Source organism: Candidatus Cloacimonadota bacterium (assembly GCA_021734245.1).
Classification (GTDB): Bacteria; Cloacimonadota; Cloacimonadia; order Cloacimonadales; family TCS61; genus B137-G9.
Genome location: JAIPJH010000019.1, coordinates 1 through 13,520 on the forward strand (window position 1 = coordinate 1; position 13,520 = coordinate 13,520).

At 38.3% G+C, this 13,520-nt stretch carries 7 protein-coding genes; 6 read left to right on the forward strand and 1 reads right to left on the reverse strand.

Going from position 1 to position 13,520, the window contains the following annotated elements; all coding sequences use genetic code 11:
• Window positions 1–166: 166 nt before the first annotated feature.
• The 6 genes from K9N40_04625 (at window position 167) to K9N40_04650 (ending at window position 11,191) form a co-directional block, all read left to right on the forward strand.
• Window positions 167–475 carry a hypothetical protein gene (locus tag K9N40_04625; protein MCF7813743.1) on the forward strand — a complete coding sequence of 103 codons (309 nt, stop codon included), beginning with the start codon at window positions 167–169 and terminating at the stop codon, window positions 473–475.
• 2,744 nt (window positions 476–3,219) lie between these two features.
• The gene (locus K9N40_04630) at window positions 3,220–6,465 is read left to right on the forward strand and encodes a T9SS type A sorting domain-containing protein (GenBank protein MCF7813744.1); all 3,246 of its coding nucleotides are present in this window, start codon (window positions 3,220–3,222) and stop codon (window positions 6,463–6,465) included.
• 49 nt (window positions 6,466–6,514) lie between these two features.
• A complete protein-coding gene (locus K9N40_04635) occupies window positions 6,515–7,615 on the forward strand; it encodes a cohesin domain-containing protein (GenBank protein MCF7813745.1) in 1,101 nt (366 codons plus the stop codon).
• Window positions 7,616–7,633: 18 nt separating this feature from the next.
• Window positions 7,634–8,785 carry a hypothetical protein gene (locus tag K9N40_04640; protein ID MCF7813746.1) on the forward strand — a complete coding sequence of 384 codons (1,152 nt, stop codon included), beginning with the start codon at window positions 7,634–7,636 and terminating at the stop codon, window positions 8,783–8,785.
• A 206-nt stretch (window positions 8,786–8,991) separates the two neighbouring features.
• The gene (locus tag K9N40_04645) at window positions 8,992–9,363 is read left to right on the forward strand and encodes a response regulator (protein MCF7813747.1); all 372 of its coding nucleotides are present in this window, start codon (window positions 8,992–8,994) and stop codon (window positions 9,361–9,363) included.
• Between the two features lie 601 nt (window positions 9,364–9,964).
• Window positions 9,965–11,191, forward strand: coding sequence for a hypothetical protein (locus K9N40_04650; protein ID MCF7813748.1), 1,227 nt, complete (start codon window positions 9,965–9,967; stop codon window positions 11,189–11,191).
• Between the two features lie 57 nt (window positions 11,192–11,248).
• Here K9N40_04650 and K9N40_04655 read toward each other — a convergent pair whose 3' ends face one another.
• Window positions 11,249–13,306 (reverse strand): hypothetical protein, encoded by a 2,058-nt coding sequence (locus K9N40_04655; protein ID MCF7813749.1) that lies wholly within the window; start codon window positions 13,304–13,306, stop codon window positions 11,249–11,251.
• Between the last annotated feature and the right edge of the window lie 214 nt (window positions 13,307–13,520).

The following is a 13,520-nucleotide window of genomic DNA, read 5'->3' on the forward strand; positions in this document are numbered from 1 at the left end:
CAAATATATCCATTTGTTTATGGTCGCTATTTTTTCGAAACATTACCAATACCTTTTTTCACTTATTTATGGATTCAATATGAAAAAATTCATATTTATTGAAAAGGTTTTTTTTTGATACTTTTTAGAGGGAGCTCAAGTTTCTTATTTCAACATAGCCTAACTTATGAATAGAATTTTAATAATTGATAATAATCTCGATAAAATAAATAACTTGAAAAGCTTTCTGGCAAAGCAGCACATGTTTTATGATTTAGCCCGGAATAATTCAGAACTTAGCCCGTTAATATCAAAATTTGTATACAGCATGATTATTATTTTTCTCGATTCAGATTTTAAAGATAGATTAGAAACAGCCATAGATCTTAGGAATAAACTTTCTACTGCAGTAATTACTATTGCTGAAAATTTAAATAGCAAAAAGATCTGCGATTTGATAAACAATAACGTAACATTTATAAGAATGGCAAGGTAACCTATTAATTTTTTTTGGAGGATATTATGAGATGTAATAGAAGCCCCTAGCATTAAAAAACGGGTCTGCCTCCTCCCAGGAAACCAGACCCGCTACAGGATCAATCGTAACACGAGTGAATCCCTTTTTTCAAAAGGGCAAAACCGTACAAAAAAGTAAAGAAAAAATTTAAGGAGAACAAAATGAAACACAAAATATTGATTAATATATTTGTAACACTTCTTTTAGTTTCAGCTCTGGGAAGTGTGTGGGCAGCTACGATATCTTCATCCACTATGGAGTTCCAGGGAACACTCACTGAAAATGGTGGCGAATACTCCGGAACTATCATGCTACAAACACCAGGATTCGATAACTATGCAATGATAGGTTCTACCGTGCAGAGCAACGCATCTTCCATTGATGGTGATCTGGTTGGGAATGACCATGACGCTTATCCTAATTGGGATCCTGATGTTCCTGATGATACATGGTATGCGCTAAATCTGGATGGAATAACTGATACATGGGATCTCAGATATTTGAATACTGAAAATGATCCAACTTCTGGAGCTGCTTATACGCCTTTGTCCGGAACTGTTCACTGGACTGAGAATTATGTTAGTGAAACAAATCAAAACTGGTCAGAGAATTGGCCTTGGGGAGATGAAGATGTAAAATATGCCTTCCCGGGGTTTGATTTAGAAATAACTGATAATGGCAGCGGAAATTATACAGTAACACTTACACCAGCTGTAGCACCCACCGCAACAGGCATCGACCCTATTGGACCAGTTGTAAATGAAAATACTGGAGAAAGCTATGGCACTATCCAGGCTGCTATAGATGCTGCCACAGCTGGCGATGTGATCGAAGTGGCTGCGGGGACGTATGATGAACAACTAGCTATCGATAAAAGTTTAACTATTACTGGTTCGGGTGCAGATCAGACATTTGTAAAAGCAACTGGTAATTCACCCGTTATAACTATTTCAAGTGATAATGTAACTATTCAACAATTGGAGATTACAGATGATACTCAATTGATTGAAGGAATAACAATAGTGTCCGGAGCTTCTACAGGACTGACTTTAAGTAATATTGATTTTACTAACCTGGGGAATAATCCTGGGCCTGGTAATGCATATGGTATTACTATCGACAACTCATTTTCGAACTTAGATGCTGAATATTGTACCTTTGATGCTACAAATCTTGGGGAATACTCTAGAGCGACGGGTATGTTTGCAGGAAAAAATAATGACTATAATTTAACTGATTTCAGTTTTGATAATTGTACATTTTCTAAACTATTTGTTGGTATATACGTTAGCGCAAACACTGATGGTTTCGATATCACCAATAATACATTTGGGCCATTTGAATTAGAAGATTGTCATGCTGCGGTTGCAGGTGTTTATATGGGAGATGGTAAAGATACATACGACTTAAAAAACATTAATGTAACCGGTAATACTTTCACAACTTTTGGTAGAGGTGTGTATATATGGAATTATGCTCCTAATTCTACTACCGGTCCATTTAACATTAGTAATAATACTTTTACAAATTCAATTTGGAGCTCACCAATTCGATTCATTTTCGGTCTAGATGGTATGGCTGATTACTCTATTGATGGAATTAGTATTGATAATAACACATTTACACAGGATTCAGATATTGGAGCCAATGTCGCTTTAATTGATTTGCGTAATTATGATGCCACAATAACTTCTTGTGATATTGATATTACTGATAATGACATGACTTTCACCGGTGCTCCTTACACTGATGCTATGTATGGTATCAAGTTCCTGGTTGGAGGTGATGCTTTTTATAATACACTCATTGATAATAATGTATTGAATGGGGGAAGTACAGCCGGTGCTGGTACTATTGTATCTTCTGGCATAGTTGTTGATCACTATAATGGAGATTACACTTGGACTCACGACTTAGATATTGATGCTACAAACAATAATATCACTGAATTTGATAATGGCTTAAGTGTTTACAGTTCTACTAATTCAGCCTTTGGAGATCTGCCAACTAATTCAAGTTTAGTTCTCAATAACAATTCATTAACTGACTTTGATAATTTGGCAATTGAATATGGTTCAGGAGAATACATCGATGCTACCTACAACTACTGGGGACCAAATGATCCAGCTGATCTGATTGCCGGCAATGTGCTTTACATACCCTGGTATGCCGATGAAGCTATGACAACAACAGTGGGAAATCCTGTAACCAATACAACTCAAAATACTGGTTATGCTACCATTCAAGCTGCTATAGATGCTGCCAATGCTGGTGATGTGGTCAGTGTGAGTGCAGGAACGTTTAATGAAGATAATCTATTAATCGATAAAGCTTTAACTTTGATTGGAGCAGGTAAAAACAGCACATTTATAGATGCTAGTGCTTCTACAAACACAGGCAATGTTATAAATATAGATTTAACATCTGGCGATGTTGTTATAAGTGGCTTTAAAATCCAATCAGGAATTGAAATGTTTGGAATTAGTGCCAGTTCTTCAGATAACACTTCAATTATTGAAATTTCAGATAATGATCTTATGGGCTACGGTACTGGTGTTACTACAAACACTGATTATGCAATCATTGCAGGATATGGAAGTGTTGCAAAAGTTGTGATTGATAATAATGATATATCAAACTGTTATTGTAATGGAATTCTATTTGAAAAGCAACTTGGTGAAACAGAGATATGTAACAATACTTTAACTTCAGGTCCTGAGGGCATGCCTGTAATTTTCAGTATGAGTTATGGTGATGCAACGACACAAAACAATATTACTACAAAACAGTGGATACATGATAACACTATCGATGCAAATGGTGGCTCGGGAATTGTGTTTGCCAGTGCTTTTGGTGCTGCAGGATACAATGAAAGAAATTATGGTAAATATACAAATATTGAAATTGAAGATAATGTTATCTCTAATATCGGTTCTTCATTAAAAAAAGGAATACAGCTTGAGATGGATGGTGATAATGGAGGTTTTGAGAACACAATAATTTCTAACAACGTAATATCTGCTCCTACTCCAGGAACCAGCAGAGGTATACGTCTTTTGGGTTTAGTAACTAGTTCAGTAATTGAAAACAACAATATCTCTGGCATGAATCAAGGTATATATCTTAGTGGGACATGGGGTCAATCTATCTATCCAACAGGTTCTGAAATCCATTACAATTTGTTTTCTGGAAATAATATGGCCGTAGAATCTCAAGATACTGATATTTCTAATGCTGTGGATGCAACCCGCAACTACTGGGGTGACCCCTCCGGTCCTGATCATACAGATAATCCTTTAGCTGGATTAGGTGATCCTGTTTCCGATAACGTAGATTTCATGCCCTGGTATGCAACGGCTACCACTACTCCAGCAACTGAACTGGCAACTTTGAACAGCGATGATGGCAGTGATGCTACTTTTACGGTATTTACATCAGATGAACTCACAAATGCCCTTGCTAATGCAGTTGATGGAGATGAGATAGTTCTTGGAACTGGGACTTTTACAGGTAATTTCACCGTAGAAGATGATATCACCATTTCCGCTGCTGATGGTGCTGTTCCTACTATTCAAGGAGAAGATGGTAGTCCTGCTTTAACTATCGACACTGATGGTGTAAGTGTGAGTGGAGTGAATATTGAAGCAGACAGCGGAGATGAAGCCGTAGAAGTTAGTTCCAACGTTACTGATGGTGCGACTGTAAGCTTAACCGATGGAAGTATTATTTCTGATATTGCCAATAGTGGTCTTGTGAATAATGCCTCATCTGGCACTGTAGATGCGACCAGTAATTATTGGGGAGATCCAGATCCGAGTGGCTATGTAACAGGAAGTGTTGATTATGGTGATCCAATCGTGAATGATCCTGTGCAAATCTCTGTATCTCCTGCCACCTATCTAATATCAGGTGGAGAAACTGCTCAATATGATGTTAATATTGGCGAAGTTGCTGAAATCAGGTCATTCCAGATCGAAATCATGATGGATAAAACTGATTTTGATGCACCTGTTGAAGGAGCTTTCACTATCGGTTCTCTTCTCACTGATGCCGCAACAGCTGCAAGCACTTCGACAGTTTTTGAAGTGGATGATCTTACTGGAGCTGAAGATGATTATTACACTTACCGGGTTACAGGAACAACTCTGGGAGTTGCCAGCGGTACAGTTGCTTCTGGTAGCTCAGGTCAGCTGTTCTATCTTAACCTCACAAGTTCAACAGGTGTTACTAATCTTGATGGCAGTAACATCAGTTTAGGATTCCTCTCTGCAAGAGATGAAACTAATGGCGGAATTCCTTGTGACGGCCTAACTAACGGTGTTGTAACCATTGACTCCGTTGTTCCGGTTATCGACGATATCACGGAATCTGAAAATGGCTATTATGCCACAGCTCCTGAAATCAGCGCTCTGGGTTACAGTGATAATTATAATGTTGCCACATTCTACTATCAAATGGATGTAACAACAGGTTCCTGGACAGAGATTTCAGGTACAGCATCTGGCACAGTTCCCGGTACTACATGGGCTACAGCAGATTGGACAGTTCCCGGCTTTGAAGGATTGGGTGAAGGAAGTCATACTATTTACTTCCAGGCAATCGATGAAGCTGGCAATTCTGGTATAAATTACAGCTGGCAATTCAATAAAGATACTACTGCACCAGATGCCTTAGCTTGGAAAACAAGTGGAAACAACAACTATCCACAGACTTCTGTAGATAGCAATAACAGTATTGTGTTACAATGGGATGATCCTTCAGAATCCTATTCCTATATTCATATCTGGCGAAAAGCATATTCAGATTTTGGAACCAATACAGGATATCCAGAATATACCGGTACCGCACCTTCCGGAACTGTAGATCTGCCAACCGATCCAGAAGCTGCTACTGATCCTGATTATGGCTGGACCAAACTTACAAAAGCAAATATCACCAGCTACACCGATACAGGTATGGATCGTGATTACTACTATTATGCTATCTATATTGAAGGATTGAACGGTATGCCCAGTGCTGCTTCTACTGTTTCTCCAGCACTGTCTTATTGGCTGGGTGATGTAAATGCAACACCGGATGGTGTAGTTACAAGTGATGACATTTCACTCTTTAGTGCAGCCTGGAATACAACTCCAAGCGGAAGTATTCTGGATGTTGGCCCAACTGCTGACAATTCCAGAAATGCCCTTCCGGAACCTGATGGTGCGATTGATTTCGAAGATTTGATGATCTTTGCTATGAACTATGAAAACACCAATTACACAGCCTATCGTTCTGAACATATCTATGATCCTGTTCCGATCCGCATCGATCTGGAATTGGAATATCTCAATGATGAGATCGTTGCCAAGCTGATATTAAATCAGAACAACGGCTTTGTAAAAGGCGTCAGCATTCCGATTCAATTTGGTTCAGATCTCAGCTTTGTTTCAGCGCAGGCAGGAGATATCTGGCCCGATGGCGTATTCTTCGATCATATTATCAAAGATAATGTTGTCGAAATTTCAGGTTCAGTTCTGGGTGGCAGCAGCTGCATAGAAGGAAATGGAATTTTAGCAGAAGTACATTTCCAGATAACAGGTTCAGAAGATGAACTACAACTGCAGCACATGACAGCCAGAGACATCTTCAACTCTGATCTTGAGATCATGAACAATCCAACCGGAAATGATCCTAACAACATCATTCCACTGGTAAATTCACTTGGTAATAACTATCCCAATCCATTCAATCCGACTACCACTATTAACTTTGGATTGAAGGAAGACTGCAAAGTAAATATTACTCTTTATAACATTCGAGGTCAGAAAGTAAAAACTCTGATCAATGATAATATGCCGGCCGGACAGCATCAGGTTATCTGGAACGGTAAAGATGATAGCGGGAAAACAGCAGCTTCTGGTGTTTACTTCTACAAGATGCAAACCGATGACTTCTCTAAAATCAGAAAAGCCATGCTGCTGAAATAATAACAATTGGAGTCCACCTCTTGCGGGGTGGGCTCCTTTATTTTAGATTATGAAAAATTTAGTAAGATCGATGATTTTAATCCTGATGATTTGGGGCCAGCTGAAGGCTGTAAATATCACAGCAGAACCTTCTCTTTCTGCTCTGAGTATTGGCCTGAATAATATCTTCTCCATTCAGGTTCAGGAAAATATCGATTTTAGAGGTTGTAAAATTGTCATCGGCTATAATGCCAATCTTGTTCAGTTTGAAAGTGTGCAGCAGGGCGATCTGTTTTCCGGTTACAACGTGGGTTGGTGGAACGTCGATGATTCAACACCGGGAATAATTGATGTGGAATGCATAATTTTTGGTGCCGGTGTTTATACCAGTGGTCCGGGTAATCTTCTGGATATCACTTTTTCTTCACTTGCTCAGGGAAACTGCACTTTACAATTTTCTGAGACGACACTATACGATGTTGCCGGTAATCCCATTTCTAACGTGACTGGAACCGATTTCTTGATAATTACAGGAAATAATCCATCTTACGCGGCAGGAAAATGTTTTCTGCAGGGAGCTTACGAGAACAGTTATGTGATGAACACAGACTTGCAGAATATTATTCCCTTTACTTCACCCTACAGCCAGGATCCTGTTTCGATAGATCAGATTCCGGATGATATGGTAGACTGGTTGCTTTTGGAATTGAGAAACACTTTAACAGGATCGGCTGTAAAAATGCAATCCATGATCCTGCATGCTGATGGTTCCATCACTTCGCCAGATCTTCCTTGTTTTGTATTCTGGAATCATCGACCTCAAAGTTATTATATCGTCATCTATCATCGTAATCATTTACCGATAATAAGCAGCAATGCAATTCAATTCAAAAACGAAAGCGATCCGGTAAATTATGATTTTACCAATGCCTTGAACGTTTATGGAAGCGGTGCTGTTATCAGGTTGAATACTGGTCTTAACGGCATGATCGCAGGAGATGCGAATCAGGACGGCAATGTCTTTCCTGATGATTTGAATGATTTTTGGAGATCACAAGCAGGCCAGACGGGTTATTTGGAAGGAGATTTCAATTTAGATGGCAATGTCTTTCCTGATGATCTAAATGATCTCTGGAGAATCAACAGTGGAAAATCTACTAATGTACCATAACAAATACTGGGAGAAAATATGAAGTTAAAATGTCTTATGGCAATCGTAATAATTCTGATTCTGGCAATGAGTCTGAAATCTGAAGTTGTGGTAAATGCCGGATTGCCAAGTTATCAACTAATCAAAGATCAGAATATCACCATTCCAATTGAGATCAGCGGACTGACGCAGTCTATTCGTGCTTTTGAAGTATGCCTGGAATATGATACCGCTTATCTCAGTGCTACAAGCAGCGATCTTACAGAAGGCAGTTTCCTGGCTCAGACCGGTGATGAAACTCAGTGGTATGCTTCTGGCGATAACGGCAGTTTGACAGCTACTTGCTCTATCCTGGGAGTGACTTCAGGAAGTAGTGGAAACGGAACTTTATTCACAATAAGTCTAACCAATCTGAATCAAGATATTTTAGCCGGCACAGAATTAGTAATCAGTAGAGTTATTCTACGTGATCTTTTAAATAATTCAGTTACTGTTGATCAGATAGATAATAGTATCATTTACATAGATGCTTCACCGGTTTATTTAAATATAAGCTTATTTTTGGAAGGCCCTTATCAAAGTGGCGGTTCAATGACTCATGCTTTAACTGACAATGCTATCCTGCCTTTAGATTCACCTTATGATGATCAGGTTTTAACGCAGTTTCCTGATGTTGATCCAAATTCTATTGTAGATTGGATCTATATAGATCTCAAGCTTGATGAAAACGCTGTAGCAGATAAATCTGCCAATGCCTTTCTATTGGATAATGGTTCTGTGGTCGATGTGAACGGGAATAGCAGTTTACCTTTTTATTTTACTACAGCAACTCAGTACTTTCTGCAGATCAATCATCGTAATCATCTTCCTGTAATGACTCAGGATAAAATTATTCTATCAGATAATCCTGATAATGCTACTTCTTTAGATTTCACTGATCCTACTAATGCTTTTGGAAATCCAAGTACAAATCTTAAAAAATTGGAAACAGAAGTTTTCGGATTGTATAGTGGTGATGCTAACGGTGATGGCAATATTTTTCCGAGTGACTTAAACGATTACTGGCGTATTCAAACAGGACAAAGTGGATACAAAACTGCTGATTTTAATCTGGATGGAAATGTTCTTCCAACTGACCTTAATGATCTCTGGAGAATAAACTCCGGAATAAGTTCACAAATACCTAAATAGTAAAAAAAATAACGAGAGGATAAAATGAAATTTAAATTTGTTTTTTCTTAGCCATAGGACTCTCCTTATTTTTTTCTTTAAGACGATCAGGAATGTCCAGCCTGATCTGTCAACTTTCCTATGGTCAATTGGACTAAACTTTAAATAGTATGATAAGTCGAAAGTTAATATATCCGGTAAGTAATCGGGGTTTTTTAGGAGAATTATTGGAAGAGAAAATAAAACTTCTTATTGTAGAAAATGAAGGCATAATCGCTCATTATTTAAAACTGGAATTAGAATTGGAAGGCTTTGATGTGGTTGGATTTGTAGCTTCTGGTGAAGAAGCAGTAAAATTGGCAGCATTTCATTTGCCTGACATAGTCTTAATGGATATAAAGCTGGCTGGTAAGATTGATGGAATTACAGCTGCCGACATAATTTCAGAAAATCTTCAGATTCCGATAATTTTCATGACCGGTTATTCCAGATTTGAGATCACGCAGAGAGCAAAAGAACTAAATCCTCTTGTTTTTTTTGATAAACCTGTTTCTGTTGAAGTTATTAAATCTTTGATATTGGATTATTTCAAAACATAATTAATATTGAAATTCAGTAGATAAAATTCGATCCACCATTAATGATATTGCCTTATATAGGCTGGTATAAAAGCCAGCCAGTTGCTGGCAAATGCCAATACCACCGCCATTCCAAACAAGGGAAAACCGGAAAAACTATTATTGAAAAACTCTTTTATACTCTTCAATCAAAGTTTAAGGAGATCTTTATTCTTTCAACCTCTTACCCATTGATAAGACTGTTAAACACATTTTTTAAAATTTGCTTACATCAAATAAAGAAAATTCTTAAATTTGACTTTCACCGTTGCAGAGCCAAGGTGTATTTCGCTAAATTTATTTAAGCAAGCTGAAAATCGAATTTTTATTATTTACCCCTCTCCGGCAACTGCCGGATCTCCCCTCAATCAGGGGAGAAAATTTGCAAAACCCCGATGCAGAGCAGCGAGGAATTCTTTCAATTAAAAACAGATTATCTGTGATTCTAAGTTTTGATGAAAAATTACATTCCTTATCCAAAATTTTGCACATACTGTATCTTCAATTGATTCATCAAATTTCTGGAATAATAATTGCATTTATTCTATTAGGAGCAAGGAAAATAAAATAATAGGAGTTTATTATGAAAAAATTCGTATTGATCCTTGCAATTGTCCTCTTAAATTTACTGCTGTCAGCTGAATACCAACCAGCCACTTTCAGTGAAATCAAAGCCAAAGCAGAAGCAGGAGAGGCTCTTTCTCAGGCAAAATTAGCTGATCTCTATATTCGTGGAACTGATGAAGTTGTCAGGAATATTGAAAAAGCAATCCCTCTTTTGCAGAAAAGTTATGCACAGAATCATCCTTTTGCCGCTTATTATCTGGGATATCTGGCCCTGACCGGTGTAGAGCTGGAAAAAAATTATACCCAGTATTTTGAAGAAGCTTTTTCAGGAATTTCCCAGATGGCGGAAAATAACGATCCGGAAGCAATGCTGAAGCTGTCTTCTTTTTATCGTTATGGCTGGGCTACCGATCCTGATCCCGTCAAAGCTGATGAATTTCTGCAAAAGGCAGCAGCAGCTGGCGTTCCCCGCGCTATCTATATTTTGGGAAATAGTTATTTAACAGGACAAATGACTGAAGTTAATTATGAAAAATCCTATCAGCTTCTATCGCAAATCTCCGAAACGAACCAAGAAGCCAAATATCAGATTGCCAATATGATCTTTGCCGGACTGGGTACAAAGCAGGATCAGGAAAAAGGACTGCAAATGATATGGGAAGTTCAAGCTCCCAATCTGAAAGCAGTTCAAACTACAGTGGAAGGTGACTTTCTGATTCCCAACCTACCTCCTCCCACCTATTCCCTGGCCATCGATGAAGGCAGCTGTGGAGAAAATGTTGTCTGGACAATCAGGCAGAAACTGAAAAAACCGATTTCTCAGTATGAGATAAATGTTGCCGGAGGTATGCCCGGCAGAGGTCTGCACAGTGATGAAATGCTTGTTGCTATGAATAAACTGCAAATACCGTATAAAGAGATTTCCGATCAATTTGAAGATCAGGCTGAAGATCTTCTTTCCCAGAAATACCATGATTTTTTGTATGAAAAAGTAATACCGCAGGTATTAGCAGAAAATCCCGTCATGATCGGTGTGAAAGTCTATCCAAACCGATTCCCGCAATGGCCATACGATCACTTTGTTCTATTGGTCGGCTATAATAAAAATACCGATGAGCTGATCTTTAACGATTTTAATAATAGAAGGCGAATGCCAGCTGCTAAACTGCTCAATCAAGAACCTGGATACTCATTTGTAAATCAGTTCAATATTGTTTTTGCTGTAGTTTTTCCAGAGTTGTAGATGTTAAAAAAAAAGGCTGAGCATCGAAAAAATGATGTTCAGCCTTGATTATTTTACCTAATATTTTATCTCTCTTTCAACGGTATATTCACCTAATTCTATTTTTGTCCAGTTACCATTATCATCTGTTTCTATGTTGCATTCGTAAGTTTTAGTCAACATGATGTTTTTACCGTCTATTTTTGCACCGTTTGCCAGTACAGTTTCTTTCATAAGTTGATCGATGAGGGGTTGCATTCTGCTTTGAGCTGCCAATCTGCGTGACTGCTTGGAATTGGTTGTTTCACCAAATTTACTTTTAATTTTCGCATACAATCCCACATAGGAGTCTTGGAGTTCGTAAGTAATTTCATATTTTCCCGGCAGGCCATTTGTTATATCCTTGGCTTCTGCTTGTACAGTATAAGGTTTGGCTTCAATTGTGATATGAGCAGAATCTCCCAGAACAAATTCAGAAGTGAACCAGTTATTTCCATGCAGAGTCATAGATTGGATAAAGTTAAAATCCGTAAGTTTCGCTTTCTGATAACTACCATTTCCAAAAATGGTTTTCACCTCATTAAGATCGCCTTCCAGTTTATAGGGTTCGATGACATGTGGCGAAGTATAATCGTTGAAACTCAACACAAACTCAACCTGCGGTGTAACACTGTAATGACAATCTATCTTACTATTTCCGAAATTGTAGTATAGGTGTTTTTGCTCTGCTGGATGAAGATCAGCAACATCGGTTATGACTACATCTTCTTTCATTTTTTTCAGATAGGAATCTTTAGCTCCTTTTAGTTCAAGAGTTTTAATGTCCCCTTTTTTCAGATCATATTTAAATTCCAGAAGAGTATTACCAGTTTTTTTTACTACTCCTTCGCACTTTTTCATACCGGTATTATTAACTTCATACGGAAAGATCGGCAGAGGAATCGGCAGATCAAGATTGGCAGCGATCACATCATTGATCATCAGCACGTTAGACATTGTATAAATATCCATATCCATTAGGACTGGAATATTGGGATAGTTGTTGATCCCCTTGGCATAATAAGCTGCAAAAGGTTCAGCAGTATTATAAGCTTCCAAAACAGCAATATCTTTGCCGCTGAATGATCCAGATTTGTTAATTATATTATCAAATCTGTCACTATTGATTTCCCAGACCTTATGTATGTGCTCATTTGATTTTTCACTATCCAATAACCAGGCATAACCAATAGCCAAATTATAGTGAACTGCCCAGAGTTCATCGTCTTTTACATCACTTATAATTGCTTCCCAGAAATCGACGCAATCCTGTATTTTCTTCATTTTCTTACTGGAAAGTAGCACTTTCTTATTTCCTTCTACTATCTTTTTATATTTTTTTGAAATATCTTTGGAATCTTTCTGGGATTTGATTGTATATACACCCAGCGGAACAGAAAATTCTCTGGCGCCATAAAGACCGAACAGAACGCGTTTTGCATGGGTAAGTGCGCCTTCGATGCAAGCCTCAGTGTAGGGATGTTTTTCGCTGGGTTTCTCTGTTTCTTCACTTTTTTTGCCAAAGCTGAAAAGCTCTACTTCGCCACCACCGCCTTTGGGCCAGTTCTTTGCTTCACCAATGCCGGTAACAGCACCGAAATCCTTTTCCAGCAACATTTTCTGACCGTCATAAATGCGCATCCTGGCTGCCACGCGATAACTGAATTGATGATTGCCCTTATTGTTTTTCATCGGAGCCATCATCGGACGGGCGGAATCATCGGGTGTGTAAACCACTACTACCTTCAATGTTCCTGTGGCATCTGCCAGTGATACCGGAATGTCAAAAAGCGGCCAGTCCGTGAATTTTTCCACTTTATCGGCAAATATATTTACAACCAGTTCATCCATGTTGAGCGTTTTGCTTTCCGTTTTAATCCCCAGCTTACCCAGTCCTTTGCCCATCGTGTCCCGGGTTTCCGATTGATCTGCCTGAATGTAAACCTTAGCACTTGTGTAGTTCGGCATTTCATTTGGCAGCTGCAGATACTTCACAGGCTCAACTTCATAATATTTGGCGGCAAACAGATTGAAACTGACGGCCAACAGACAAACCAGAGCCAGTGAAACTGTTTTTAATTGCGAAATTCTCCTCATTTTACAACTCCTTCCTTTTTAAAAAAATATTTTTCCGGTTTTTTGAAAAACGGGTCTTGTTGGTCAAGTAAAATCAATTACTGAATTAAATTCACGCTAAATAGCATTATCAGCTGATTCCATAAGTTTTTGCATCCGTTGAATTTGGTATATACTGAAGTTTTTTGGGGAATTAATAATTTTTTTAAAACAATGAAAGGCATCCGACCGAAGT